Source organism: Pseudomonas sp. TH06 (assembly GCF_016651305.1).
Classification (GTDB): Bacteria; Pseudomonadota; Gammaproteobacteria; order Pseudomonadales; family Pseudomonadaceae; genus Aquipseudomonas.
This window is the reverse complement of record NZ_JAEKEC010000001.1, coordinates 5,122,739-5,148,500: the sequence shown is the minus strand read 5'-3', so window position 1 is coordinate 5,148,500 and position 25,762 is coordinate 5,122,739. Positions and strand designations below refer to the sequence as shown.

Here is a 25,762-nt window from a genome sequence, read left to right as displayed (position 1 = left end):
GTCGGCAGGTCTCAGTGGCACGGGAACGCGGCGCTGTGGCGGGTATCGTGGGCAGCGTTATGGACCGCTTCGATGTGCGAGAAACCGGCGAAATAGACGAGGCTGGCGCCGAGAATCGACGCGAAGATGGCGGCGGTCAGACGTTGGCTCAGTGTGGTGCTGCTGGCGATTTTGTCTGTGTTGCTGCCGGTGCTGCTGATGATCGACATGGCGCTTCCCTCTGGAGTGTCAGCGGGTGAATAGAGCGCATGAAAACCCCTGCGAGTCGGGCACGCAGGGGTTCGAACAGCGCCCGCCCACCGCGGGTTTGTTATGTTCAGCGACGCACAAATGCGTGCTGTGTGTTGCGGGCCGGTCTCCGGGCTCACGAGGGGTTGGCGTCAGGCCGACCTGCAAGCGTCACCTTCCCATGCCGTGCTGGCACAGTGGATCTGACGCTTCGCTCGCTTACCGTTGCGGGGGCAGCACCGGACTGACATGGCTTAAGAGTAAAGCACATGATTCACCGGTTTCCCGTTTCACCCTGTGAAGGGCACCCGTAACAAGTTGTGTAGGAGATCATGAGGGGGGATTTGAGTCAATTGGGTGGGGGGCAGATCCGTTGCTGCGGTAACGGCTTCTTAGGGTTTCGCCCTTACGGCGAGTCACCTTTTCCAAACGCCGAAAAGGTAACCCAAAAGGCTTTACCCTGACGTTCGGCCCTCGCCTAGGCTCGGGTTCCTTCGCTGCGGGATTGATCCGGGCGCATCGCCTACGGTTTGCTGCGCTGCACCTCCTCTCGATGCATTTGGCTGCGCCAAACGGTCGCTGCGCTCCCACCCCCGGATCAATCCCTCCACTCAGCCTTCCGACGGGCCTTCTAGATCAAGAGCGGTACTTGAGCGAACGCTCATTGTGTTGAGTGGGGCGGCATGCGCCGCGTTTGGGGAAAATTCGTTTTTTTGTGGTAGCGATGGCGGCCTGACAGCCGACCAGTCTCTAGCAGAGTGCATACGATCCCATTGTAGGAGTGAGCCTGCTCGCGATGACGGCCTGACATCCGACCAAGCTCTGGCAGGTGTACCCATTCCCTGTAGGAGCTGCCGAAGGCTGCGATCTTTTGATCTGCTTTGGCTTTAGCTTTGCTGTTGCTCTTCAGCCCCTTCGGCAGGCCGAGCGGAGGTGTTCATCCGGGGGTTAGGCGCGCAGCGCCGTTTGGCGAAGCCAAACACATCGAGAGGAGGTGCAGCGCAGCCAACCGTAGGCGATGCCCCCGGATGGACACCGTAGCGAGGGAACACTGAGCCCAAGCGAAGTGCCGTACGCCGGGGCCAAGCCTTTTGGGTTACCTTTTCGGCGTCTGGAAAAGGTGACTCGCTGTAAGAGCGAAACCGCCAGAAACATCACCCGCAGCAACGGATATGCCCCCAATCCCAGCCCCCCCAAACAACAAAATCAAAAGATCGCAGCCTTCGGCAGCTCCTACAGGGGATAAGTCATGCTGCGTTCTTTTGATCTGCTTTGGCTCTTGATCTTCAGCCCCTTCGGCAGGCCGAGCGAAGGTGTTCATCCGGGGGTTAGGCGCGCAGCGCCGTTTGGCGAAGCCAAACACATCGAGAGGAGGTGCAGCGCAGCCAACCGTAGGCGATGCCCCCGGATGGACACCGTAGCGAGGGAACACTGAGCCCAAGCGAAGTGCCGTACGCCGGGGCCAAGCCTTTTGGGTTACCTTTTCGGCGTCTGGAAAAGGTGACTCGCTGTAAGAGCGAAACCCTAAGCAGCCGTTACCGCAGCAACGGATATGTCCCCAACCCCAATCCCAGCCCCCCAAACAACAAAATCAAAAGATCGCAGCCTTCGGCAGCTCCTACAGGGGAAAAGTCAGGCTGCGATCTTTTGATCTGCTTTGGCTTTTGCCCTTCAGCCACTTCGGCAGGCCGAGCGGAGGTGTTCATCCGGGGGTTAGGCGCGCAGTGCCGTTTGGCGAAGCCAAACACATCGAGAGGAGGTGCAGCGCAGCAAACCGTAGGCGATGCCCCCGGATAGACACCGTAGCGAGGGAACACTGAGCCCAAGCGAAGTGCCGTACGCCGGGGCCAAGCCTTTTGGGTTACCTTTTCGGCGTCTGGAAAAGGTGACTCGCTGTAAGAGCGAAACCCTAAGCAGCCATAACCGCAGCAACGGATATGCCCCCAAACCTCAATCCCACCCCCCCCAAAAAAACAACAAAATCAAAAGATCGCAGCCTTCGGCAGCTCCTACAGGGGAAAAGTCAGGCTGCGATCTTTTGATCTGCTTTGGCTTTTGCCCTTCAGCCCCTTCGGCAGGCCGAGCGTAGGTGTCCATCCGGGGGTTAGGCGCGCAGCGCCGTTTGGCGAAGCCAAACACATCGAGAGGAGGTGCAGCGCAGCCAACCGTAGGCGATGCCCCCGGATGGACACCGTAGCGAGGGAACACTGAGCCCAAGCGAAGTGCCGTACGCCGGGGCCAAGCCTTTTGGGTTACCTTTTCGGCGTCTGGAAAAGGTGACTCGCTGTAAGAGCGAAACCCTAAGCAGCCATAACCGCAGCAACGGATATGCCCCCAAACCTCAATCCCACCCCCCCCAAAAAAACAACAAAATCAAAAGATCGCAGCCTTCGGCAGCTCCTACAGGGGAAAAGTCAGGCTGCGATCTTTTGATCTGCTTTGGCTTTTGCCCTTCAGCCCCTTCGGCAGGCCGAGCGTAGGTGTCCATCCGGGGGTTAGGCGCGCAGCGCCGTTTGGCGAAGCCAAACACATCGAGAGGAGGTGCAGCGCAGCCAACCGTAGGCGATGCCCCCGGATGGACACCGTAGCGAGGGAACACTGAGCCTCAGCGAAGTGCCGTACGCCGGGGGCCAAGCCTTTTGCTTACTTTTCGGCGTCTGGAAAAGTGACTCGCTGTAAGAGCGAAACCGCCAGAGGCAACACCCGCAGCAACGGATATGCACGCAAAACGAAAAACCCAAAACCCAATCCCATTGACCCTAAACCACACCATGCGTAGCCTTGCACCTTCGAGGTTCTCCGGCAAAAACCGGAGCTAAGAAGGGAACGCGGTCCAAGCCGCGGCTGCCCCCGCAACTGTGAACGGTGAAATTCACTGCCACGCCACTGCCAGCTCAACCCATGAGCCAGCGGGAAGGCGCAGCGAATGCCAGGCCCAAGGCCTGAACACCGTCAGCCAGGAGACCTGCCTCGTCACAGATTTCTCACTACAACCGGGCGGGGTGATCCGGTGGCGAATTCTTCCGCGCGCAGCTGCGCCGCGGATCTCGTCCCGTTTGCCCGCCACCTTGCCAAAGGGCATCCGATGAAAACACTGGCCAAACTCCCCGTCACCATCGTCACCGGCTTCCTCGGCTCGGGCAAAACCACACTGCTGCGGCACATGCTCGACAACGCTCAGGGCCGGCGTATCGCGGTGATCGTCAACGAGTTCGGCGAGTTGGGCATCGACGGTGAAATCCTCAAGCAATGCACCATCGGCTGCACCGAAGAAGAAGCCACCGGCCGCGTTTACGAACTGGCCAACGGTTGCCTGTGCTGCACCGTTCAGGAAGAGTTCTTCCCGGTGATGCGCGAATTGGTTGCCCGTCGCGGCGACCTCGATCACATCCTTATCGAAACTTCCGGCCTGGCCCTGCCGAAGCCACTGGTACAAGCTTTCCAGTGGCCGGAAATCCGCAGCGCCTGCACCGTCGACGCGGTGATCACCGTGGTCGACAGCCCGGCCGTGGCCGCCGGCACCTTCGCCGCGTTCCCGGATCAGGTCGATGCCCAGCGCAAACTCGATCCGAATCTCGACCACGAATCGCCGCTGCACGAGTTGTTCGCAGATCAACTGGCCAGCGCCGACCTGGTGATTCTCAACAAGGCCGACCAGACCAGCCCGGAAGATCTGGCTCGCGTACGCGCTGAAGTCGCCGAAGAACTGCCGCCAGCGGTGAAGATCATCGAAGCCAGCAACGGTCGCCTGCCGCTGGACGTATTGATCGGCCTCGGCGCCGGTTCCGAAGAACACATCGACAGCCGTCACAGCCATCACGATCACCACCACGACGGTGATGACGACCACGATGACCACGATCACGACGCCTTCGATTCGATTTCCATCGAACTGCCGCAAGCCGACGAGAGCCTGTTGCTCGACGCGCTGACGCAACTAGTGGTCAAGCACGGCATCCTGCGCGTGAAGGGGTTCGCGGCCATCCCGAACAAGCCGATGCGCCTGCTGATTCAAGGCGTGGGTACGCGTTTCGACAAGCACTTTGACCGTCAGTGGGGCGCCGATGAAGCGCGGGTCACGCGTCTGGTATTGATCGGTCAGGAACTCGACGCGGCGCAACTTGAAGCGCAACTGCGCGCCGCGCTCAGCGTTTAAGCCATGCACCTGCTCAGGACCCAGCCCGGCGGTTTCGTGTCGGATGACAACATTGCCGACCTTGGACAAACCCCCGCCGAGCTGGTGATCCTGTGCAGCGGCGACTCCAGTCTGGCGCTGCTCGCCGAAGCCGCGCAGCAGTTGCCCGAGGATTATCCGAGCCTGCGTCTGGCCAACCCGATGCAGGTGCAGAATCATGCTTCGGTCGATTTGTACGTCGATGAAGTGCTGCGTCATGCCAAGGTCATTCTGATTTCGCTGCACGGCGGCATTGCTTATTGGCGCTATGGCGTCGAGCGTTTGGTCGAACTGTCCGAGCGCGGTGTGCAAGTGATTCTGGTGCCGGGCGATGATCGCCCCGATCCGGAACTCAGCGACCTGAGCACCGTCGGCGCCGAGGAACGCGACCGGCTCTGGCAGTTCCTGCGTCAGGGCGGCATGGGCAATGCGCTGGATTTCTTCCGTTGTCTGGCCAGTCGTTGGCTTGCTCGCGATTACGCCTGGGGCGAGCCGCAGACGCTGCCGCGCACGGCGATTTACCACCCCGATAAAAACACCGCGGCACTGCGCGACTGGCAAGCCGATTGGCTGCCGGATCAGCCGGTCGCGGCGGTGCTGTTTTACCGTTCGCATCTGCAAGCGGCGAACACCGCGTTCATCGATGTTTTCTGCCAGCGCCTGCAAGCGGCGGGGCTTAATCCGTTGCCGATTGCCGTGGCCAGCCTGAAAGAGCCGGGCTGTCTGGCGGTCGTCGAAGATTGGCTGGATGAGGTCGAGGCGGGGGTAATTCTCAACACCACCGGTTTCGCCCAATCCAGCCCTGAAGCGCCGCATTTACGGCCGTTTCGTCGTAATATTCCGGTGATCCAGGCCATCTGCGCCCAGGACAACGAACCCGGCTGGCGCGACAGCGAGCAGGGCCTCGGCCCACGGGATCTGGCGATGCACATTGCCCTGCCGGAACTCGACGGGCGCATCATCAGCCGCCCGATCAGCTTCAAGGATCTGGCCTGGCGCAGTGAGCGCAGTCAGTCCGACGTGGTCTGTTATCGCGCGCAACCCGAACGTATGGATTTCGTCGCCGAACTGGCGCGACGCTGGATCGATCTGGCGCGCGTGCCGAATGCCGAGAAACGCATTGCGCTGATCCTCGCCAACTACCCGACCCGCGACGGGCGCATCGGCAACGGTGTCGGTCTGGATACGCCGGCAGCAGCGCTGAACATCTTGCGCGCCTTGCAGGCCGAGGGTTATCCGCTCACTGCGCAACTGCCGGACAGCGGCAGCGAACTGATCCAGCAGTTGCTCGGCGGCGTCAGCAATGACCTCGACACGATTGATTTGCGTCCGTGCCAGCAAAGCCTGGCGATGGACGATTACCTGACGATGTTCAGCGCGTTGCCTGAAGCCAATCGCGCTGCGGTGGTCGAGCGTTGGGGCCCGCCGCAAAACGATCCGATGTGTCGCGACGGGCGCATGATGATCGCCGGTCTGCGCTTTGGCCTGACCTTCGTCGGCATTCAGCCGGCGCGTGGTTACCAGGTCGATCCGAGTGCGGTGTATCACGACCCGGATCTGGTGCCGCCCCACGGATATCTCGCCTTCTACTTCTGGCTGCGCAATACCTATGGCGCCCACGGCGTTATCCATGTCGGCAAACACGGCAACCTCGAATGGCTGCCGGGCAAAGGCGTCGGGCTTTCCGAGAACTGCTGGCCGGATGCATTGCTCGGGCCGCTGCCGAATATCTATCCCTTTATCGTCAACGACCCGGGCGAGGGCGCCCAGGCCAAACGGCGCACGCAAGCGGTGATCATCGATCACCTGATGCCGCCGCTGACCCGCGCCGAAACCTACGGTCCACTGCGTAATCTGGAACTGCTGGCCGACGAATATTACGAAGCGCAACTGCTCGATCCGCGTCGTGCCCGTGAGTTGCAACGGGACATTCTGCAACTGGTGCGCGACACGCAAATCGACCGTGAGCTGCAACTCGATGCGGCGCTCGACAGCGACGCCGATGCGGCGATCTGGCTGCCGCGTCTCGATACCTATTTGTGTGATCTGAAGGAATCGCAGATCCGCGATGGCCTGCACATTTTCGGCGAATCACCGAGCGGGCGTTTGCGCATCGATACATTGCTGGCGCTGCTGCGCATTCCTCGCGGCGATGGCAAGGGTGCGCAGTCGAGTTTGCTGCGGGCATTGGCCAAGGCGTTTGAGCTGGGTTTCGATCCGCTGGATTGTGCACTGGCCGATCCGTGGACGGGCCCGCGTCCCGATGAGTTGCAATCGCTCAACGATGAAGTCTGGCGCACCGCCGGCGACACCCGCGAACGCCTGGAGTTGTTCGCCACAGACCTGATCTCGCAGACACTGCACAACCCCTGTAGGAGTGAGCCTGCTCGCGATAGCGGTGTGTCATTCAAAACTGATTTGCCTGACCTGACGCCATCGCGAGCAGGCTCACTCCTACAGGGGCCGCGCTGGGCTGAAGTCCACGCCATCCTCGAAAACCTGCGCGAAGTCGTCGCCCCACGCCTCGACGCCTGCGGCCCCGCCGAAATGCGCGGCCTGCTCGATGCCCTCAGCGGGCGCTTCGTGCCCGCAGGGCCCAGCGGCGCACCCAGTCGCGGCCGCCTCGACGTATTGCCAACCGGGCGCAACTTCTACTCGGTGGACGTGCGTAACCTGCCGACCACAACCGCGTGGCGCATCGGTTTCCAGTCGGCAACGCTGATTCTCGAACGGCATTTGCAGGATCACGGCGATCACCTGCGTCAGCTCGGCCTGTCAGTCTGGGGCACGGCGACCATGCGTACTGGCGGCGATGACATCGCCCAGGCCATGGCGTTGATGGGCGTGCGTCCGGTGTGGGCCACCGGCAGCCAACGCGTCGATGATTTCGAGATTTTGCCGCTGAGCCTGCTCGACCGTCCGCGTGTCGATGTGACGCTGCGGGTGTCGGGTTTCTTCCGCGACGCCTTCGCCAATCTGATCCGTCTGTTCGATGCAGCGGTGCAAGCAGTCGCCGCGCTGGACGAGCCGGACGATCTTAATCCATTGGCCGCCAAAGTCCGCGCCGAACGCGAGGCACTGCTGCAATCGGGCGTCGATGAAGACGCCGCACGGCGTCAGGCCGGATGGCGGATCTTCGGCGCCAAACCGGGTGCCTATGGCGCGGGCGTGCAGGGCGCCATCGACGGTCGACTGTGGCAGAGCCGCGAGGATCTGGCCGAGGTTTACCTCAACTGGGGCGCCTACGCCTATGGCGGTTCGGACGAAGGCACCGCCGCTCGCGAACAATTCGTCCAGCGTTTGAGTCAGGTGCAAGCGGTGTTGCAGAACCAGGACAATCGCGAGCACGACTTGCTCGACTCCAACGACTACTACCAGTTCCAGGGCGGCATGCTCGCCGCCGTGGAAACCCTGCGTGGCGAAGCGGCGGCCAGTTATCACGGCGATCACAGTCAGCCGGATCTGCCGAAGATCCGCACCTTGAAAGAAGAGCTGAACCGGGTGATCCGTTCGCGGGCGGCCAATCCGAAATGGATCGACGGGGTCAAACGCCACGGCTATAAAGGCGCGTTCGAACTGGCGGCGACGGTCGATAATCTGTTCGCCTTCGATGCCACAACGCAGTTGATCGACGATCACCAGTACGCATTATTGGCGGACGCGTATCTGCTCGATCCGGCGACCCGGGAGTTTGTCCGTGAGCATAATCCGCATGCACTGCGCGACATGACCGAACGCATGCTGGAAGCACAGCAGCGCGGGATGTGGCAGGAACCGGGTGCTTATAAAGAGGCGCTGGAGAATCTGCTGCTGGATATAGAAGAAGAGATGTAGCGCATTCAAGAAAGCCACCCCTCACCCCAGCCCTCTCCCCCAGGGGGGAGAGGGGAAAGGGAGCTGATTTGGGTGCTGTTCAAAATTTGAGTTCGACTGGATAGTTCAAGTCGGTGGACTTCAAAAGAGCACCTCGGTCAGTTCCCTCTCCCTCTGGGAGAGGGCCAGGGTGAGGGCCGAACCACTGACACACCGCAATGCCAAGCACACCAACGACCACGAAAGAGAAAAGCCCAAATGACCGATACCCCACATTTCCCGCTCTCCGCCGTGGTCGGCGCCGATGACCTGAAACTCGCCCTGTGCCTCACCGCCATCGACCCGAAAATCGGCGGTGTGCTGATTGAAGGCCCGCGTGGCATGGCCAAGTCCACCCTGGCCCGAGGCCTCGCGGATCTGCTCGCCAGCGGTCAGTTCGTCACGTTGCCGCTGGGCGCGACCGAGGAGCGACTGGTCGGCACGCTCGATCTCGATGCCGCCCTCAGCGACGGCCGTGCGCAGTTTTCTCCCGGTGTGCTGGCCAAGGCTGACGGCGGCGTGCTTTACGTCGATGAAGTCAATCTGCTGCCCGATCATCTGGTCGATCTGCTGCTCGACGTTGCCGCCAGTGGCATCAACCTGATCGAACGCGACGGCATCTCCCATCGGCATTCGGCGAAGTTCGTGCTGATCGGTACGATGAACCCGGAAGAGGGCGAGTTGCGTCCGCAACTGCTTGATCGCTTCGGCCTCAACGTCGCGCTCAGTGGCCATACCGCACCGACCGAGCGCGGCCAGATCATTCGTCGGCGACTGGATTTCGACAGCGACCCACAAGGATTCTGTGCGCAGTGGGAAACTGCACAACAGGCCCTGCGCGAGCGTTGTGAAAACGCCCGTAGCGCGTTGCCCGACATTCCTCTGGACGATGCCGCGCTGGCGCACATCACCGAGCGTTGTTTCGCCGCCGGCGTCGATGGCTTGCGTGCCGATCTGGTGTGGCTGCGCGCTGCTCGCGCTCACGCGGCATGGCGTGGCGCTGCGGCCATCGCCGAAGAGGATATTGATGCTGTCGCCGAATTTGCCCTGCGCCATCGTCGTCGCGAACAAACCGCTTCGAGCCCTCAACAACCTGCGCAATCTCCAGCTAACGCTGCGGCCGGCCCGAGTGAAGGGCAGGGCCAGTGGGGTGACATGCCGGCCCCGGCACTTGCCACCGGCAGCCGTCGCGAAGTGCCGAGCTGGCCAAAAAAGCTTTAGGCATTCGCCCCCGGTCTGACGTGGGGGCGAATGCCAGACCCCGCGCCGGACGGTTGGATAACGGACGCCAGGGCAAACGTCATGCGGCTCGCAGTGGCTCGGTGAACTGGCCGGGGACGCTGCTCAAGGGCCGCCCGCAAAGCCGTGAAGATCTGCTGTTTCAACTGCGCACCCGTTCGCCCCATGAGTTGTGGCTGGTGATCGTCGATGCCTCGGCCTCGACGCGCCGCCATCACGCATTGAGTGACGCCAAAGGTCTGCTCGCGCAACTGTTCGATGACGCCTATCGCCAACGCGCGCGGCTGGCGTTACTGACCGCCAGCGGCGCAGCGCCGAAATGGCAGGTGCAAGGATTGAAGGCGTCCAGCGGTTTGCGTGTCTGGCTCGATGCATTGGGCGCGGGCGGCGGCACGCCGTTGCTCGCGGCGCTGGCGCAGGCACAGCAATGGCTGACGGTGCGGCGCAAGCGTTTTCCTGCCGAGCAGCAGCGCTTGCTGGTGGTCACGGACGGGCGCTTGAAAGCGTGGTCAGGCTTGCCGCTGCTCGACTGTCCGGGACTGTTGATCGATATCGAGCGCGGGCCGATTCGGCTGGGTCGGGCGAGGGATCTGGCGGGGGCATTGGCAGCGGATTATCGGCACATCGACGACCTTTGATCCTGATGTCGTTTGACCGGGCCTCATCGTGGGCAAGCCCGCTCCCACAGGTTTTTCTGCTGAACCAGGCATTGTGCCCACCTCGGGAACTGTGGGAGCCGGGCTTGCCCGCGATGGGATCCACGCGGATTCGGGTCTATTGACCACAATTTGCATCACTGCTCTATGCTGCACTCCAGCCCAATCACAAGGAGTGAGCGATGCGTATTCTGGTCAAGAACCCTCAAGACGACTTCCGCGTCAAAGCCTACGCAGGCACCAATGGCGTGCTGCTGGCGATGGATCTGGCCGAACCCCGGCGCAAAGGCCTGCTCGGATTCGCCATCGAAAAACAGCAAGGCGACAAGCCGTGGCTGTTTCTCTTCAACAGCCTGACCTTCCCCGGTAAAACCCATACGTTCCCGCAGTTTCACGCCACGCCCAGCGATAAGGCCCCACTGCAGAAATTCCGCTGGGCCGATTACGCGGTCAATCCAGGGATGACGATTCACTACCGCGTCCACCTCGCTTATGGCACGCCGGATGCTCCGCAACTGGGTGAATTCCTCGAACTGACCGTCACCAGCGACGACGGTCATCCGGCCGATCAAAACGTGATCTTCAACCGCGCCGTGGCCGCCAGTCAGGCGTTCCAGCGCAAATTTCCCGAACTCGATGCGCAGATCAGCGCCAACAAAAACATGCCCATCGAAGCTTGGCCCGATGCCGCGAGACAATGGCTGGAGAACGGCTTGCTCGGACGTTTGCTGGGGTTTATCGAGCGCGCGGTCGATGGGCAATGGGCGCTGGACATCGCCATTTATGAATATCAGTTGCAAGCCATCGTCGACGCCGTGAATGCGGCCTTCGAGCGCGGCGTGCAGATTCGCGTTTTGTACCACGCCCGGCCCGATGATGAAGACACCACGCTCAACGAGGCGAGCCTGGCCAAACTGCCCGCGTCGAACAAGCGCGGGCGCATCACGCACAACATCTTTCACAACAAATACATCGTTCTCAGTCGACTCGATGCGGCGGGCCAACGCCAGCCCCAGGCCGTGTTGTGCGGCAGTACCAACTTCACCGCGAACGGCGTTTATCGCCAGGCCAATGTCGTGCATGTACTGGACAAGAAGGCGATGGCGGCCAGTTACCTGCAAGTCTTCGAGCAGATCTGGGCGCTGCCCGATGACGTCGGCAAGACCCGCGACTGGATCACCGAACACAACCCGATGGACCCTGCGCAGCCACTGTTTGCCGGGTTCTCGCCACGTACCGGCGGCGGTGATTTGCGCGAGTTCGTCGAGATCATTGAGGCGGCACGCAAGGACGTCTTGTTTGTCACCGCGTTTACCTTGCCCGAGGCGATCCTCAACGCCTTGCTCGGACAGCCGCACGACGACATCTTGCGTTACGGCCTGCAAAACACGGCCAGTAGCATCACCGGATTCCACGCCGACCGCACGGCCGAATTCGCGGCAACGGCGTTGCTCAACACCGGTCTGGAAGGCTGGTTGCGCGAAAACATGAAAGGCCAGAAAGGCAATTTGCTGGTGCACACCAAAGCCGTGGTCACCGACTTCACCACGGACGCCCCGACCATCATCAGCGGCAGTCACAACCTCAGCGTTTCGGCCAGCAACGGTAACGACGAGAACTACCTGATCATTCGTGGCGATACCGATCTGGCCGATCGTTATGGTCTGGAGCTGCTACGGTTTTATGAGCATTACCGCTTTCGTTATTTCGCGAAAAAACTGGCGTTGAAGCAGGTCAGTCCGTTGGCGGTGGATGACAGCTGGACCAATGATTACTACGTCGAAGGCGATCTGCGCGAGCTGTCCCGCCTACGCTTTGCCGGCCGCTGAATGACTCACTTACTTCCTTGTAGGAGCTGCCGCAGGCTGCGATCTGTTGATCTTGCTTCTAAAAAAAGTCAAAAGATCGCAGCCTGCGGCAGCTCCTACAGGGAGGATGGCGAGGTTGTTACAGATTTTGAAATGATTTCGCGCTGTAGGAAAAGTCGCTTCAGCCTGTACGATTCAAGGCCTTTTTTCATTCAGGAACTACATGAACACCCTCTCGGAGCCTCCCAGTCGTACCTTCCCTTCGCGCCACGGCGCGGTCTTGACGCACTCGCAGCATCCAGTTTTCCGACACCTGACTATCGTTGATAACGCGGCTCCAGAGCCTTCGCGTTGCGCTTTGCCGTGTCCGGCAGCCTGAATTCACTGAAGAGAGACAGAGACATTTTATGGAATGGTTAGCGGATCCCACGGCCTGGTTAGGCTTGTTGACCTTGATCGTGCTGGAACTGGTGCTGGGCATCGACAACCTGGTGTTCATTGCAATCCTTGCCGATAAACTGCCGCCGCATCAGCGTGACCGCGCACGCATCATCGGCCTGTCGTTGGCGCTGATCATGCGCCTTGGCCTGTTGGCGAGTATTTCCTGGCTGGTCACCCTCACGCAGCCGCTGTTCGAGGTATTCGACAAGAGCTTCTCTGGTCGAGACCTGATCATGCTGTTCGGTGGTGTGTTCCTGTTGTTCAAAGCCACCATGGAGTTGCACGAACGGCTGGAAGGCCATGTCGGCGAGCGCTCGACCAACAGCGCTTATGCGTTGTTCTGGCCGATCGTCGCGCAGATCGTCGTGCTCGACGCGGTGTTCTCGCTGGACGCGGTGATTACCGCCGTGGGCATGGTCGATGAGCTGGCGGTGATGATGATCGCCGTGATCATCTCTATCGGCCTGATGATTGTTGCGAGCAAGCCGCTGACGCGTTTCGTCAACGCGCACCCGACAGTGATCATGCTGTGTCTGGGCTTCTTGATGATGATCGGTTTTGCCCTGACGGCCGAAGGTCTGGGTTTCCACATCCCGAAAGGCTATCTGTACGCGGCCATCGGTTTCTCGATCCTGATCGAGGTGTTCAACCAGATCGCCCGGGCTCGCCGCAAACGCTCGATGCAGGGCTTGCGGCCGATGCGCGAACGTACCGCCCATGCGGTGATGCGTTTGCTCGGCGGTCGCAAACTGGCGGTGGAGGAGGTTGGTGAAGAGATTTCCGACCTGCTCGACAATGGTGATGCGCCGAGCGCTGAGCTGTTCGACCGTCGTGAACGGGTGATGATCAGCGGCGTGCTGCAATTGGCCGAGCGGCCGATCCGCAGCCTGATGACCGTACGCGCCGACGTCGATACCATCGATCTGGCCGACGATGCCGAGGCGATTCGCACGAAATTGATGCACTCGTCTTACTCGCGTCTGCCGCTGATCCGCGACGGCGTGGTGGATGAACCGCTGGGCTTCGTGCACAAAAAAGAGTTGCTCAAGGAATACCTGGCCGGTGCCGAACCCAATCTGGAGCATCTGGCACGCAAGACCATCAACCTGCTCGACAGCTATTCGATCCTCAATGCATTGGAACAGATGCGTGGGGCGTCGACGCACATTGCGTTTGTGGTCAACGAGTTCGGTGACTTCGTTGGCGTGTTGACCATGACCGACATTCTTGAATCGATTGCCGGTGAGCTGCCCGATGCCAGTGAAATTGAAGGCCCCGATGTGGTTGAAGAGCAGGATGGTTTTCTGGTCAGTGGTGCGTTGAACCTTGCACGTGTACGCCAGCGCACCGGTTTCGGTGCCGAGCCGACCGAGGATTATCAGACGATGGCCGGGCTGGTGATGAGCTTGCTTGATCGCTTGCCGGTCATCGGTGATCGTCTGGAGTACGAAGGCTGGCAAATGACCGTCAAAGCAGTCGAAGAACGGCGGGTGACGCGAGTGTTGCTGACCCGCGATACCGCCTAACCCACAACTCCCCTGTAGGAGCTGCCGCAGGCTGCGATCTTTTGATCTTGCTTCTAAAAAGCAAAGTCAAAAGATCGCAGCCTGCGGCAGCTCCTACAGGGGATTAGGGACTTAGCAAAGTTGTCGGCGCGCACGAGGGACGGTGCAGAGGTTGCGCAATGTGCGCCGAAGCCAGCTCAGGTCATGTTGTTGCTTTCGCTGCACCGTCGGGGCCTTGGTCCTGCCAATATGCCGGGCAAAGTCCGCCGCCAGTGTTTCCTCGTCGCCAATCCCCTTGAGTTTTTTCACCAGCCTGCCGTCCTTGTAGAACAGCACCGTCGGCGTCCCCGTCACCTGTGGGTGGCGCGGTGATTCGCTGGTGTTGAGCATGTAGATATTGGCGCGATGCCGATACGGCTCGGCGATCTGCCGGAAAACCGGCCCGGCCCATTCGCAGGCGGGGCAGTGTTCGTTGGCGAAGTAGAGGATCACCGGGCGCCAGGTTTTCAGGGCTTTGCGGTAAGTGGGCGCCAATTCGGAGAGAGCTGCATTCACGCTCATGGAAATCTCCCTTTTCAGATCCGGCTGCGAATGTACTCAAGTTAAGCGAGTCTGAGTTGCGCGCCTACTGTCAGAGTTGACAGGTGCACTGTGCGTTGTTTTGTGTCAGTTGCTCCGAAATGTGGCGCGAATACCCGGCGTGTGTAGCCAACGGTAGCGGGGTCTCTTGCTAAAAGCCGTAACAACGTCATTGATCCTTTTTTTCATCTCCTTGATTCCAAAAACATTTCTCCCCACTGCAGATTCCACCCGAATCCTGTGGCACACTTTCTGCTGTCTATTCCGTAGTAACAAACCGTATTCCGGTATAGCGGAATAAACACCATCCTGGAGTGCTTGCCATGCATCGCCGTCCTTCGTTGTTCAAAGCGTGTGTTTTTGTTCTTGCAGCTTCTTCCACTGTCATGGGCCTGGCCCAAGCAGCCGACAGCAAGCTCGACAGTGTTCTGGCTCGCGGCAAATTGATTGTCGGTACCGGCAGCACCAATGCGCCGTGGCACTTTCAGGGCGCGGACGGCAAGTTGCAGGGGTTTGATATCGACATCGCCAGGATGGTGGCCAAAGGTCTGTTCAACGATCCGAGCAAAGTCGAGTTTGTCGTGCAGTCGTCTGATGCGCGAATTCCCAATCTGCTCACCGACAAGGTCGACATGAGCTGCCAGTTCATCACTGTCACCGCCAGCCGTGCCCAGCAAGTCGCGTTCACTCTGCCGTACTACCGTGAAGGCGTTGGGCTGCTGCTGCCGAACAACAGCAAGTACAAGGAAATCGAAGACCTGCAGGCCGGCGGCGACAGCGTCACTGTGGCGGTGCTGCAAAACGTCTATGCCGAAGAACTGGTGCATCAGGCATTGCCCAAGGCCAAGGTCGATCAGTACGACAGCGTCGACCTGATGTATCAGGCCGTTAACTCCGGCCGCGCCGATGCTGCCGCCACTGACCAGTCTTCGGTCAAATACCTGATGGTGCAGAACCCTGGCCGTTATCGCAGCCCGACTTACGCCTGGAGCCCGCAGACCTACGCTTGCGCGGTCAAACGCGGCGATCAGGACTGGTTGAACTTCGTCAACACCGCGCTGCATGAAGCCATGACCGGGGTGGAGTTCCCGACCTATGCCGCCTCTTTCAAGCAATGGTTCGGTGTTGATCTGCCGTCTCCAGCCATCGGTTTCCCAGTCGAATTCAAATGATCCCGTGAGAGTGGGGCGATCCAGTCGCCCCCTCAAGGTACTGCTGACCATGAACTATCAGTTGAACTTTGCCGCCGTGTGGCGTGATTTCGACACCTTGCTGGCGGGGCTCGGTCTGGGTCTTGAACTGGCGCTGGTGTCGATCGCCATCGGCTGCGTGATCGGCCTGCTGATGGCGTTTGCCTTGCTCTCGAAGCATCGCGCCTTGCGGGTGCTGGCTTCGGTGTATGTGACGGTGATCCGTAACACGCCGATTCTGGTTTTGATTCTGTTGATCTACTTTGCGTTGCCGAGCCTGGGGATCCGGCTGGACAAGATTCCGTCGTTCATCATCACCCTGTCGTTGTATGCCGGGGCGTACCTGACCGAAGTGTTCCGTGGCGGTTTGCTCAGCATTCCGAAGGGACAGCGTGAAGCCGGGTTGGCTATCGGTCTCGGTGAATGGCAGGTCAAGGCCTACGTCACGGTGCCGGTGATGCTGCGCAACGTGTTGCCGGCGTTGTCGAACAACTTCATTTCACTGTTCAAGGACACCTCGCTGGCGGCTGCGATTGCCGTGCCAGAGCTGACCTATTACGCGCGCAAGATCAATGTGGAGAGCTACCGGGTGATCGAAACCTGGCTGGTGACCACGGCGCTCTATGTCGCGGCCTGTTACCTCATTGCCATGCTGCTGCGTTACCTCGAGCAGCGTCTGGCGATCCGCCGATAGGAGGCTGCGATGTACCAATCACCTAGTTGGTTGCATGAATTGTGGGTGGCGCGGGAAACCCTGCTGCAAGGGTTTTTGACCAGTGTGCAGGTGTCGGCGCTGGCGATTCTGTTTGGCACGCTGCTCGGTGTCGTCACCGGTCTGGTGCTGACTTACGGCAGATTCTGGATGCGCGCGCCGTTTCGCTTTTACGTCGACCTGATTCGCGGCACCCCGGTGTTTGTGCTGGTGCTGGCCTGCTTCTATATGGCCCCGGCGCTGGGCTGGCAGATCAGCGCGTTTCAGGCCGGCGCCCTGGGCCTGACCTTGTTCTGCGGCTCGCACGTGGCGGAAATCGTCCGGGGTGCACTGCAAGCGTTGCCCCGTGGGCAGATGGAAGCGGGCAAGGCCATCGGCCTGACGTTTTATCAATCCCTCGGCTATGTGCTGTTGCCCCAGGCGTTGCGGCAGATCCTGCCAACGTGGGTCAATTCGTCCACCGAAATCGTCAAGGCCTCGACCTTGCTCTCGGTGATCGGCGTCGCCGAATTGCTCCTCAGCACGCAACAGATCATCGCTCGAACTTTCATGACGCTCGAGTTTTACCTGTTCGCCGGATTTCTGTTTTTCGTCATCAACTACGGCATCGAATTACTCGGCCGGCACATTGAAAAGCGGGTGGCCTTGCCATGACTGAAGCTCAAGTTTCCAACATTCAAAACGGCCAGCCACTGCTCGACATCCGTGGCCTGCACAAACAGTACGGCGCGGTCGAAGTGCTCAAGGGTGTCGACCTCAGCATGCAGCGCGGCAACGTGGTGACGCTGATCGGTTCCAGCGGCTCCGGCAAGACCACACTGCTGCGCTGCGTGAACATGCTTGAAGAGTTTCAGGGCGGGCAGATCCTGCTCGATGGCGAGTCCATCGGCTACGACGAGGTCAACGGCAAGCGCGTACGCCATGGCGAAAAAGTTATTGCCCGGCATCGTGCGATGACCGGCATGGCGTTTCAGCAATTCAACCTGTTCCCGCATCTGACGGCGTTGCAGAACGTCACTTTGGGCCTGCTCAAGGTGAAGAAAATGCACAAGGACGAAGCCGTGGTACTGGCCGAGAAATGGCTGGAGCGGGTCGGCCTGCTGGAACGCCGCAATCACTTTCCCGGTCAGTTGTCCGGCGGTCAGCAACAGCGCGTGGCGATTGCCCGGGCGATTGCGATGAACCCGAGCCTGATGCTGTTTGACGAAGTCACCTCGGCCCTCGACCCGGAACTGGTCGGCGAAGTGCTCAACGTGATCAAGGGGCTCGCCGAAGACGGCATGACCATGCTGCTGGTGACCCACGAAATGCGTTTTGCCTTCGAGGTTTCGGACAAGATCGTTTTCATGAATCAGGGGCGGATCGAAGAGCAGGGACCTCCCAAGGAACTGTTCGAACGCCCGCAATCGCCGCGTCTGGCTGAGTTTCTCAAGAGCACGCGGTTTTAATCTTTGGTTTTGTAATAGGAGAAGTACCCATGAGCATTACTCGTTACGGCACCGGCAGCACCGCCGCTGGTGGCCAGCCTCGCCCATTCGCCCGCGCCGTTGAAGCCGATGGCTGGCTGCACGTGTCCGGCCAGGTGCCGGCGCTGGACGGCGAGATCATTGTTGGCGGCATCGTCGAGCAGACTCACCAGACCATGAAGAACCTGATCGCGATTCTCGAAGAGGCCGGTTATGGCCTGGAGGACGTCGTTCGTGCAGGCGTGTGGCTGGACGACCCACGGGATTTCAGCAGTTTCAACAAGGTTTTCGGTGAGTACTTCAAACCGGAGCACGCTCCGGCGCGGGCCTGTGTGCAGGCGACCATGATGGTCGATTGCAAGGTCGAGATCGACTGCATCGCGTACAAGAAAAAGGCCTGAATCGAGGTGACCCTATCGCGAGCAGGCTCACTCCTACAGGAGAACGCGTTTCAACTGTGGGAGTGAGCCTGCTCGCGAAAGCGATCTAACCGTCGACGCTGCACTCTCGGTAAACTCCCGGCACTTTCATTGGGAACTGAAGTCATGACCGAAGACACCATCAAACGCCGGGCCCGCGGTCTGGACCGGGCGTTCGATATCCTCGATTTCCTCAAGGAGATCGGCCAGCCGCTGCGCCCCAACGATATCGCCAACGGCATCGGCAGCCCGAAATCCACGGTCTACGAGCTGGTCGCTTCCTTGCTGGAGCGGCGGATTCTGGAGCCGGTGGGCAAGGACGGTCACGTCTATCTCGGCCGTCAGTTGTATTTCCTCGGGCAGGCGCATTTGCGTCATTTCGACCTCAGTCGCGAGGCCGATCATGCCCTGCAGGAGATCGTCAGCCAGACCCGCGAAACCGCGCAGATGTGCCTGCTCAACGGGCGCAAATACACGGTGGCGTTGATGAAGGAGGGCGAGCGGCATTTCCGCATTTCTTCCGACATCGGCGAAAACGCGCCGATCCCATGGACCGCTTCCGGTCGCCTGCTGCTGGCGCATTTGAGCGATCAACAGATTATCGACCTGATCGACGAAGGCGACTACATCCTGCCCGACGGCCAGCGCCTGCCGCTGGAACGTTTTCTGGCGGAGATCCGTCAGGCCGGCATCGATGGATTTTTCTCCTTCGACAGCGTTGCCGACACGTTCACCCATTGCTTCGCCGCCCCGGTCAAAGACCCTTATGGCGTAGCGATCTGCACCCTGTGCATCGTCGCTCCACGGGCCGATGCGAAGAACAATTACAACGACTATCGCCGGGTACTGATCGAGAGCGCCAACAGCCTCGCCCGGCGAATCAACGAATAATCGCGGCTGCCTGCGCCGCGAATGAATGCGAGGAGTTTGACCATGACGACTGCCATCAATACCGCTGTGGAAAAGGGCGATGCCGCCATCGGCGCGCACCTGGTGCGTGACGTCAGCCTGCCGGCGCTAGTGCTGCACCGCGAGGCGCTGGAGCACAACATTCGCTGGATGCAGAAGTTTGTCAGCGACAGCGGCGCCGAACTCGCGCCCCACGGTAAAACCAGCATGACCCCGGCGCTGTTCAAACGTCAGCTCGACGCCGGTGCCTGGGGCATCACCCTCGCCAGCGCCACCCAGACCCGTGCCGCTTACGCCCACGGTGTACGCCGAGTGCTGATGGCCAACCAATTGGTCGGCACTCCGAACATGGCACTGATCGCCGATCTGCTCGCCGACCCGACGTTTGATTTTTATTGCATGGTCGATCACCCGGACAACGTCGCCGATCTCGGCACCTACTTCACTTCGCGCGGCGTGAAGCTCAACGTGATGATCGAGTACGGCGTGGTCGGCGGCCGCTGCGGTTGCCGCAGCGAGCGGGAAGTCATCGAACTGGCCAAGGCGATCAACGCGCAACCGGCGCTGGCGCTGACCGGTATCGAAGGTTACGAAGGCGTGATTCATGGCGATCACGCGGTCAGCGGCATCCGCGAATTCGCCGCGTCACTGGTGCGTCTGGCCGTGCAGTTGCAGGACAGCGGCGCTTTCGCCATCGCCAAACCGATCATCACTGCGTCGGGTTCGGCGTGGTATGACCTGATTGCCGAATCTTTTGAAGCGCAGAACGCGGCCGGCCGCTTCCTCAGCGTGTTGCGTCCGGGCAGTTACGTGGCGCACGACCACGGCATCTACAAAGAGGCGCAATGCTGCGTGCTCGATCGTCGCAGCGACCTGCACGAAGGCCTGCGTCCGGCACTGGAAGTCTGGGCGCACGTGCAATCGCTGCCGGAGCCGGGCTTTGCGGTGATTGCCCTGGGCAAGCGCGATGTCGCCTTCGATGCCGGTCTGCCGGTGCCGTTGCTGCGTTACAAAGCCGGAGTGGTGCCGGCGGTTGGCGACGATGTCGGTGCGTGCAAAGTGACAGCGGTGATGGACCAGCATGCGTTCATGACTGTAGCGCCGGGCGTTGAGTTGCGCGTGGGTGACATCGTTTCATTTGGTACATCGCACCCATGCCTGACTTTTGACAAGTGGCGTGTGGGATTACTGGTGGATGAGCAGTTGTCGGTAATCGAAGGCATGGAGACTTGCTTCTAAGGTTTGACCGAGTTGTAGCCATCGCTGGCAAGCCAGCTCCCACAATGTTTTGTGTCGATTACAAGTTTTGTATTGCAACACTGAATCCTGTGGGAGCTGGCTTGCCAGCGATGAGGCCTGTGCAGACACCAGCGATCAACCAGAGACACCACAACATGACCACCCTAAGCCCCTTGGGCCCGAACACCCCGCGCATCGCCCTGATCGGCGAATGCATGATCGAACTCCAGCAGCGTGCCGACGGCAGCCTGCAACAAAGCTTCGGCGGCGACACCCTCAACACCGCGGTCTACCTGTCCCGCGCCTTGGGCGACAAGGCTCAGGTCGACTACGTCACGGCGCTCGGTGATGACAGCTTCAGCGACGCCATGTGCGCCAGTTGGGCCAGCGAAGGCATTGGCCTGCAAAGGGTGCAACGCCTGGCCGGGCGGCTGCCCGGCCTGTATTGCATTCAGACCGATGCCAACGGCGAACGTCGTTTTCTCTACTGGCGCAACGAAGCCGCCGTGCGTGATTGCTTCACCACGCCGGCCGCCGAGCCGATTCTGGCTGCGTTGCCGGATTACGACGTGCTGTATTTCAGCGGCATCACCCTGGCTGTTCTCGGTGCGCAGGGCCGCGACCGATTGATCCAGACCCTGATCGAAGCCCGCCAGCGTGATGCGCGAATCGTTTTCGACAACAACTACCGGCCCCGTTTGTGGGCCTCACCGGAAGAGGCGCGGGCGGCGTATCGCAGCGTTTTTCCGCACATAGACCTGGCGTTGTTGACGGTGGATGACGAGCAGGCCCTGTTCGGTTTTTCCGATTGCGATGCGGTGTTCGCGGCTTACACGCAGATCGGCACGCCGGAAGTGGTGCTCAAGCGCGGTGCCGAGGCGTGTCTGATTCGTTGTGATGGCGAAGCGTTTGAAGTGCCGGCGCAGAAGGTCGAAAAGGTTGTGGACACCACGGCGGCGGGGGATTCGTTCAGTGCGGCGTATCTGGCCAGTCGTTTGAGGGGTGGCAGTCCGGCAGAAGCGGCGCAGGCCGGACATCGGTTGGCTAGTCGGGTGATCCAGGTTCCCGGCGCTCTGATTCCCCACCCTTGAACCACAACCCCTGTAGGAGTTGCCGAAGGCTGCGATCTTTTGATCTTTTAAACAGCAAGATCAAAAGATCGCAGCCTTCGGCAGCTCCTACAGGGAAGTGAGTCAAGTCAATCCCGGTAAAACACCTGCACCAGGTGATAACCGAACTTGCTCTTGATCGGCCCATGCACCGTGCGCAACGGCTTCTTGAAAATCACCGCGTCGATCGCACCGACCATCTGCCCCGGCCGCACTTCACCCAGATCACCGCCGCGTTTGCCGGACGGGCAGGTCGAATATTTCTTCGCCAGCATATCAAACGCTTCGCCCTTGGCAATGCGTTGTTTGAGCTGTTCGGCCTCTTCGGCGGTTTTCACCAGAATGTGGCGGGCTTGGGCTTTCATCTTGCGGTACCTGATAACGGGGTGACGGCGGGGCGCGGATTATGCCTCAACTCAAGACGTTTGGCTGAGCATCGTGCGGATCTTGCCGGCCAGCAACTCAATCGAAAACGGTTTGGCCACCATGTCCATGCCGTCCTCCAGAAAACCCTGACGCTCGGCGGCGTTCTGCGCATACCCGGTCATGAACAACACTTTGAGGGTCGGACGACGCTGGCGGGCGATCTCTGCCAGTTGCCGGCCATTCATGCCCGGCAGGCCCACGTCGGTGACCAGCAGATCCACACGCAAATCCGACTCCAGCAGTGGCAGGGCGGTCTTCGCGTCTTCCGCTTCATGCGCCTGATAACCCAGACCTGTCAGCAGATCGATGACCAGCATGCGCACCGCCGGATCATCCTCGACTACCACCACGGTTTCACCCGTTGCAGTCGACGACGTCTGCTCAATGGCTACAACAGTCGGGCGTTCAGCTTCGATGCCATACAAACGTGGCAAATACAGGCGCACGCACGTGCCCTGGCCCGGCAAACTGTCGAGGCCGACATGGCCGCCGGATTGCTGGGCAAAACCATAAATCATCGATAGCCCGAGGCCGGTGCCCTGACCAATGGGTTTGGTGGTGAAAAACGGATCGAAGGCCTTGGAGCGTACCGAAGGTGTCATGCCGGTGCCGTTGTCGCTGACCGCCAACATCAGGTAGTCGCCGGCGTTGACCGGCTCCAGCGTCGAAAGGTCGCTGCCATCGAGATAGACGTTGGCGGTCTCGATCAGCAGTTCACCGCCCTCAGGCATGGCGTCGCGGGCGTTGATCACCAGATTGAGCAGGGCATTTTCCAGTTGGCTGACGTCGGTGCTGACCGGCCAGACATTTTCGGCCAGGCGCAAGGTGAGTTCGATCGGATCGCCTTTGGTGCGACGGATCAGATCCTCCAGCGAATGGATCAGCTCATTGACGTTCAGGGTCTTGCGATCCAGCGACTGGCGCCGCGAGAACGCCAGTAACCGATGGGTGAGGGCCGCTGCACGGTTGGCCGAGGACACCGCTGCGTCAGTGAAGCGGCCGATCTCGTCCGCGCGGCCATCGGCGATATAGCGCTGCATCAGGTCGAGGCTGCCGATGATCCCCGTGAGCATGTTGTTGAAGTCATGGGCGATGCCGCCGGTAAGCTGGCCGACCGCTTCCATCTTCTGCGCATGGCGCAACGCATCTTCGGCGCGCTCACGCTCGAACATTTCGTTCTGCAAACGTTGATTGGCCTGCGCCAGTTGATCGGTTCGGGCGCTGACTCGCTCCTCAAGGGTTTCGTTGAGATTGCGCAGTGCTTCTTCGGTCTTTTTACGTTCGGTTTCGTCGATCACGAAAATGTAAAAGCCGTTGACTGCGCCATCGGGTCCGTGACGCGGCAGGTAATTCATCAGCGCATGCCGGGCGCTACCGTCGCGGTGATTGGTGTAGAGGCTGAACGAGCAAGGGCGGCCGGCCAGCGCTTCGGCGATATACGGTGCGCGCAGAAAATACGCCTCTTCGCCGATCACTTCACGAATCGTGCGGCCATACAACTCCTGCGGGGTCAGCCCGTACCAGTCGAGATACGCCGCGTTGTTCAGGCGAAACCGTTCTTCGTGGTCGACGTAGCTGATCAGGATCGGCATGGCATTGATGATCAACTGCAGCTCGGTCTGGCTTTGGCGCAACGCCTGTTCGGTCTGTTTGCGCTCGGTCAGATCCAGTGCTGCGCCGAGGAAGCGCACCGGGCGGCCATGGTGATCCTTGTAGCAGCGGCCTCGGGCAAACACCCAACGCTGTTCGCCATCGGGCAGCAACAAGCGGTATTCCTCGGCGTATTCGGTGCCGTGAGTGATGCAATGCTTGATGCTGCGGGCGACCAGCGCGCGGTCTTCGGGGTGCACGCCGTGCAGGTAATCACTGATGGGCAATTGTCCGGCGCGTGACGGATCAATGCCGTGCAACTGGGCGAAATGCGCATCGGCGATGAAGCGATCTTCGCCGATGTCCCAGTCCCAGGTGCCGACCGCATCGGTCGCGGCAAGCGCCAGTTGCAGGCGCTCTTCGGTTTCGCGCTGGGCCTTGAGGCTGTCATCGGAGCGTTGTTGCAGTTCCAGCGCGATGCGCCGACGCTCGTTGGTTTCGATGGCGGTGACCAGAATCCCGGCCACTTGCGCGTTTTCATCGCGGATCGGGCTGTAAGTCAGGTCCAGCCAGAAGTCCGAATCCTTGCCTTCACGCTGCAGGGTGAAACGCCGTTCACTGTAGGTGCGCACCTGGCCTTGTAGGACGGCGCTGTAAATCGGGTCAGTGAAGTCTCGAAGTTCTGGCCATATCTGGTGCGCAGGTTGTCCGAAAGCGTGCGGATGCTTGCTCCCGGCGAGCAGGGCGAAGCCGTTGTTGTAGATCTGCGTCAGCTCCGTGCCCCACAGCAGCAACATCGGCATCGGCGAGTGAATCACGATGTCCACGGCGGTTCGCAAGCTCTGCGGCCAAGTGCCAGCCGCGCCCAACGGGGTGCGATTCCAGTCGGTACGGGCGATCAGAGCCTGGGCATCGTCAGTGGTGGGTACAGCGTTCATTGCATCAATCCTGAGCATCGGTCGGTGAGGCGGCGTCTACTATCCTAGTTCGGTAGACGCTGTTTGGCCCCTTGCGTCACTGCGCGGGCCCTGTCTGTTCATTACACGCTCGCGGGTGTTTTTTGTCATGGAAATCGACGCATTGCTTAAACAACTGGCGAGCCGTCACGGTTCGGACCTGTTTCTGTCCACGGGCGCGCCACCCAGCGCAAGGTTTGATGGCGTGCTGACGCCGTTAAGCGAGCAACCCTTCAAGCCCGGCGAGGTGGCGACTGTCGCCACCTCCCTGATGGACGCCGAGCAGCGTCGGGAGTTCGACCGGGATCTGGAAATGAACCTGGCGATCTCGCGTCCGGGGATTGGCCGCTTCCGGGTCAACATTTTTAAACAGCGTAATGATGTGTCGATTGTGATCCGAAACGTCAAACTCGACATCCCGCGTTTCGAAGACTTGAAACTGCCGCCGGTTTTGCTTGAAACCGTGATGCTCAAACAGGGTTTGATCCTGTTTGTCGGTGCCACCGATTCGGGCAAGTCGACCTCGCTGGCGGCATTGATTGATCACCGCAACCGCCATAGTAGCGGGCACATCGTCACCATCGAAGACCCGATCGAGTACATCCACCGGCATCAGCGCTCAATCATCAACCAGCGTGAAGTCGGCGTCGACACCCGCAGTTTTCACGCGGCATTGAAAAACACCCTGCGCCAGGCGCCGGACGTGGTGCTGATTGGCGAAATTCGTGACCGCGAAACCATGGAGCATGCGCTGGCCTTTGCCGAGACCGGTCATCTGGTGCTTTCAACGTTACATGCCAATAACGCCCATCAGGCACTGGATCGAATGATCAACATGTTCCCGGAAGAGCGGCGGCCGCAGTTGTTGCAGGCACTGGGCAACAACTTGAAAGCATGTATCTCGCAGAGACTTGTGCAGACGGTTGATGGCAAACGAAGGGCTGCCGTGGAGGTATTGTTGGGTACGCCGACCGTCGTCGATCTGATACGACGGTCTGAGTTCGACGAGCTTAAACCGATAATGGAAAAATCCACGCTGCTGGGAATGCAGACATTTGATGCAGCCTTGTTCGCATTGGTGATGGAGGGTGTAATTACTGAAGATGAAGCGTTGAAAAATGCCGATTCGGTGAATAATCTGAAGTTGCGCTTGAAGTTGGTTGGAGATAGTAAGGGTCCCCAGGATTCCTCAGTTGGAGAGTGGGGTTTGATGGATTGATTGAGTGTTTTAGTTGGTTGTAGTTATGGCGGTGGCAATACTGTT

19 protein-coding genes and 2 riboswitches are annotated in these 25,762 nt (G+C 60.1%); of the genes, 15 read left to right on the top strand and 4 right to left on the bottom strand.

Going from position 1 to position 25,762, the window contains the following annotated elements:
* Positions 1–11: 11 nt before the first annotated feature.
* Entirely contained in the window at positions 12–209 is a 198-nt protein-coding gene (locus tag JFT86_RS22820) for a CbtB domain-containing protein (protein ID WP_201238428.1), read from the bottom strand.
* Positions 210–331: 122 nt separating this feature from the next.
* A riboswitch (cobalamin riboswitch) is annotated at positions 332–555 on the bottom strand.
* Positions 556–3,003: 2,448 nt separating this feature from the next.
* Positions 3,004–3,216: riboswitch (cobalamin riboswitch) on the top strand.
* A 97-nt stretch (positions 3,217–3,313) separates the two neighbouring features.
* On the opposite strand from JFT86_RS22820, the gene cobW reads away from it, so the two are divergent.
* The 6 genes from cobW (at position 3,314) to JFT86_RS22790 (ending at position 13,924) form a co-directional block, all read left to right on the top strand.
* A complete protein-coding gene (gene cobW, locus JFT86_RS22815; RefSeq protein WP_047598592.1) occupies positions 3,314–4,384 on the top strand; it encodes a cobalamin biosynthesis protein CobW in 1,071 nt (356 codons plus the stop codon).
* 3 nt (positions 4,385–4,387) lie between these two features.
* On the top strand, positions 4,388–8,236 hold the full coding sequence (gene cobN / locus JFT86_RS22810) for a cobaltochelatase subunit CobN (protein ID WP_201238427.1): 3,849 nt from the start codon (positions 4,388–4,390) through the stop codon (positions 8,234–8,236).
* A gap of 237 nt (positions 8,237–8,473) precedes the next feature.
* Positions 8,474–9,475 carry an ATP-binding protein gene (locus JFT86_RS22805; RefSeq protein ID WP_201238426.1) on the top strand — a complete coding sequence of 334 codons (1,002 nt, stop codon included), beginning with the start codon at positions 8,474–8,476 and terminating at the stop codon, positions 9,473–9,475.
* Between the two features lie 20 nt (positions 9,476–9,495).
* Positions 9,496–10,131: a VWA domain-containing protein gene (locus JFT86_RS22800; RefSeq protein WP_201238425.1), complete on the top strand. Its 636-nt coding sequence runs from the start codon at positions 9,496–9,498 to the stop codon at positions 10,129–10,131.
* Positions 10,132–10,331: 200 nt separating this feature from the next.
* Positions 10,332–11,978: a phospholipase D-like domain-containing protein gene (locus tag JFT86_RS22795; RefSeq protein WP_201233615.1), complete on the top strand. Its 1,647-nt coding sequence runs from the start codon at positions 10,332–10,334 to the stop codon at positions 11,976–11,978.
* A 386-nt stretch (positions 11,979–12,364) separates the two neighbouring features.
* A complete protein-coding gene (locus JFT86_RS22790) occupies positions 12,365–13,924 on the top strand; it encodes a TerC family protein (protein ID WP_201238424.1) in 1,560 nt (519 codons plus the stop codon).
* A gap of 111 nt (positions 13,925–14,035) precedes the next feature.
* Here the strand turns inward: JFT86_RS22790 and JFT86_RS22785 are convergent, their stop codons facing one another.
* On the bottom strand, positions 14,036–14,464 hold the full coding sequence (locus JFT86_RS22785; RefSeq protein WP_201238423.1) for a thioredoxin family protein: 429 nt from the start codon (positions 14,462–14,464) through the stop codon (positions 14,036–14,038).
* A 341-nt stretch (positions 14,465–14,805) separates the two neighbouring features.
* Between JFT86_RS22785 and JFT86_RS22780 the strand changes: the two genes are divergently transcribed.
* From JFT86_RS22780 to JFT86_RS22745, 8 genes are all read left to right on the top strand, one after another.
* Complete coding sequence (locus tag JFT86_RS22780; protein ID WP_201238422.1) at positions 14,806–15,654, top strand: transporter substrate-binding domain-containing protein; 849 nt, start codon at positions 14,806–14,808, stop codon at positions 15,652–15,654.
* Between the two features lie 49 nt (positions 15,655–15,703).
* Complete coding sequence (locus JFT86_RS22775) at positions 15,704–16,366, top strand: amino acid ABC transporter permease (RefSeq protein WP_059405928.1); 663 nt, start codon at positions 15,704–15,706, stop codon at positions 16,364–16,366.
* 9 nt (positions 16,367–16,375) lie between these two features.
* Positions 16,376–17,038, top strand: coding sequence for an amino acid ABC transporter permease (locus JFT86_RS22770; RefSeq protein WP_201238421.1), 663 nt, complete (start codon positions 16,376–16,378; stop codon positions 17,036–17,038).
* A complete protein-coding gene (locus JFT86_RS22765) occupies positions 17,035–17,832 on the top strand; it encodes an amino acid ABC transporter ATP-binding protein (protein WP_201238420.1) in 798 nt (265 codons plus the stop codon). Before JFT86_RS22770 ends, JFT86_RS22765 begins: the two co-directional genes overlap by 4 nt.
* Before the next feature lie 29 nt (positions 17,833–17,861).
* Positions 17,862–18,251 (top strand): RidA family protein, encoded by a 390-nt coding sequence (locus tag JFT86_RS22760; protein WP_201238419.1) that lies wholly within the window; start codon positions 17,862–17,864, stop codon positions 18,249–18,251.
* Positions 18,252–18,395: 144 nt separating this feature from the next.
* On the top strand, positions 18,396–19,160 hold the full coding sequence (locus JFT86_RS22755) for an IclR family transcriptional regulator (protein ID WP_201238418.1): 765 nt from the start codon (positions 18,396–18,398) through the stop codon (positions 19,158–19,160).
* 42 nt (positions 19,161–19,202) lie between these two features.
* Complete coding sequence (locus JFT86_RS22750) at positions 19,203–20,417, top strand: amino acid deaminase (protein WP_201238417.1); 1,215 nt, start codon at positions 19,203–19,205, stop codon at positions 20,415–20,417.
* A gap of 155 nt (positions 20,418–20,572) precedes the next feature.
* The gene (locus JFT86_RS22745; protein ID WP_201238416.1) at positions 20,573–21,508 is read left to right on the top strand and encodes a sugar kinase; all 936 of its coding nucleotides are present in this window, start codon (positions 20,573–20,575) and stop codon (positions 21,506–21,508) included.
* A gap of 107 nt (positions 21,509–21,615) precedes the next feature.
* Here the strand turns inward: JFT86_RS22745 and JFT86_RS22740 are convergent, their stop codons facing one another.
* Together JFT86_RS22740 and JFT86_RS22735 are read right to left on the bottom strand one after the other, a co-directional pair.
* Positions 21,616–21,891, bottom strand: coding sequence for a peptidylprolyl isomerase (locus JFT86_RS22740; protein ID WP_201238415.1), 276 nt, complete (start codon positions 21,889–21,891; stop codon positions 21,616–21,618).
* A gap of 51 nt (positions 21,892–21,942) precedes the next feature.
* Positions 21,943–24,480 carry a PAS domain-containing protein gene (locus JFT86_RS22735; RefSeq protein WP_201238414.1) on the bottom strand — a complete coding sequence of 846 codons (2,538 nt, stop codon included), beginning with the start codon at positions 24,478–24,480 and terminating at the stop codon, positions 21,943–21,945.
* 127 nt (positions 24,481–24,607) lie between these two features.
* On the opposite strand from JFT86_RS22735, the gene JFT86_RS22730 reads away from it, so the two are divergent.
* On the top strand, positions 24,608–25,717 hold the full coding sequence (locus JFT86_RS22730) for a PilT/PilU family type 4a pilus ATPase (protein WP_201238413.1): 1,110 nt from the start codon (positions 24,608–24,610) through the stop codon (positions 25,715–25,717).
* Positions 25,718–25,762: the final 45 nt, after the last annotated feature.

What these genes read in the sequence shown, in the direction of transcription:
- JFT86_RS22760 (WP_201238419.1), top strand. Translation starts at nt 17,862, where the DNA reads ATGAGCATTACTCGTTACGGCACCGGCAGCACCGCCGCTGGTGGCCAG.
- JFT86_RS22740 (WP_201238415.1), bottom strand. Translation starts at nt 21,891, where the DNA reads ATGAAAGCCCAAGCCCGCCACATTCTGGTGAAAACCGCCGAAGAGGCC.
- JFT86_RS22780 (WP_201238422.1), top strand. Translation starts at nt 14,806, where the DNA reads ATGCATCGCCGTCCTTCGTTGTTCAAAGCGTGTGTTTTTGTTCTTGCA.
- JFT86_RS22785 (WP_201238423.1), bottom strand. Translation starts at nt 14,464, where the DNA reads ATGAGCGTGAATGCAGCTCTCTCCGAATTGGCGCCCACTTACCGCAAA.
- JFT86_RS22775 (WP_059405928.1), top strand. Translation starts at nt 15,704, where the DNA reads ATGAACTATCAGTTGAACTTTGCCGCCGTGTGGCGTGATTTCGACACC.
- JFT86_RS22790 (WP_201238424.1), top strand. Translation starts at nt 12,365, where the DNA reads ATGGAATGGTTAGCGGATCCCACGGCCTGGTTAGGCTTGTTGACCTTG.
- cobW (WP_047598592.1), top strand. Translation starts at nt 3,314, where the DNA reads ATGAAAACACTGGCCAAACTCCCCGTCACCATCGTCACCGGCTTCCTC.
- JFT86_RS22820 (WP_201238428.1), bottom strand. Translation starts at nt 209, where the DNA reads ATGTCGATCATCAGCAGCACCGGCAGCAACACAGACAAAATCGCCAGC.
- JFT86_RS22750 (WP_201238417.1), top strand. Translation starts at nt 19,203, where the DNA reads ATGACGACTGCCATCAATACCGCTGTGGAAAAGGGCGATGCCGCCATC.
- cobN (WP_201238427.1), top strand. Translation starts at nt 4,388, where the DNA reads ATGCACCTGCTCAGGACCCAGCCCGGCGGTTTCGTGTCGGATGACAAC.
- JFT86_RS22765 (WP_201238420.1), top strand. Translation starts at nt 17,035, where the DNA reads ATGACTGAAGCTCAAGTTTCCAACATTCAAAACGGCCAGCCACTGCTC.
- JFT86_RS22745 (WP_201238416.1), top strand. Translation starts at nt 20,573, where the DNA reads ATGACCACCCTAAGCCCCTTGGGCCCGAACACCCCGCGCATCGCCCTG.
- JFT86_RS22755 (WP_201238418.1), top strand. Translation starts at nt 18,396, where the DNA reads ATGACCGAAGACACCATCAAACGCCGGGCCCGCGGTCTGGACCGGGCG.
- JFT86_RS22770 (WP_201238421.1), top strand. Translation starts at nt 16,376, where the DNA reads ATGTACCAATCACCTAGTTGGTTGCATGAATTGTGGGTGGCGCGGGAA.
- JFT86_RS22735 (WP_201238414.1), bottom strand. Translation starts at nt 24,480, where the DNA reads ATGAACGCTGTACCCACCACTGACGATGCCCAGGCTCTGATCGCCCGT.
- JFT86_RS22795 (WP_201233615.1), top strand. Translation starts at nt 10,332, where the DNA reads ATGCGTATTCTGGTCAAGAACCCTCAAGACGACTTCCGCGTCAAAGCC.
- JFT86_RS22730 (WP_201238413.1), top strand. Translation starts at nt 24,608, where the DNA reads ATGGAAATCGACGCATTGCTTAAACAACTGGCGAGCCGTCACGGTTCG.
- JFT86_RS22805 (WP_201238426.1), top strand. Translation starts at nt 8,474, where the DNA reads ATGACCGATACCCCACATTTCCCGCTCTCCGCCGTGGTCGGCGCCGAT.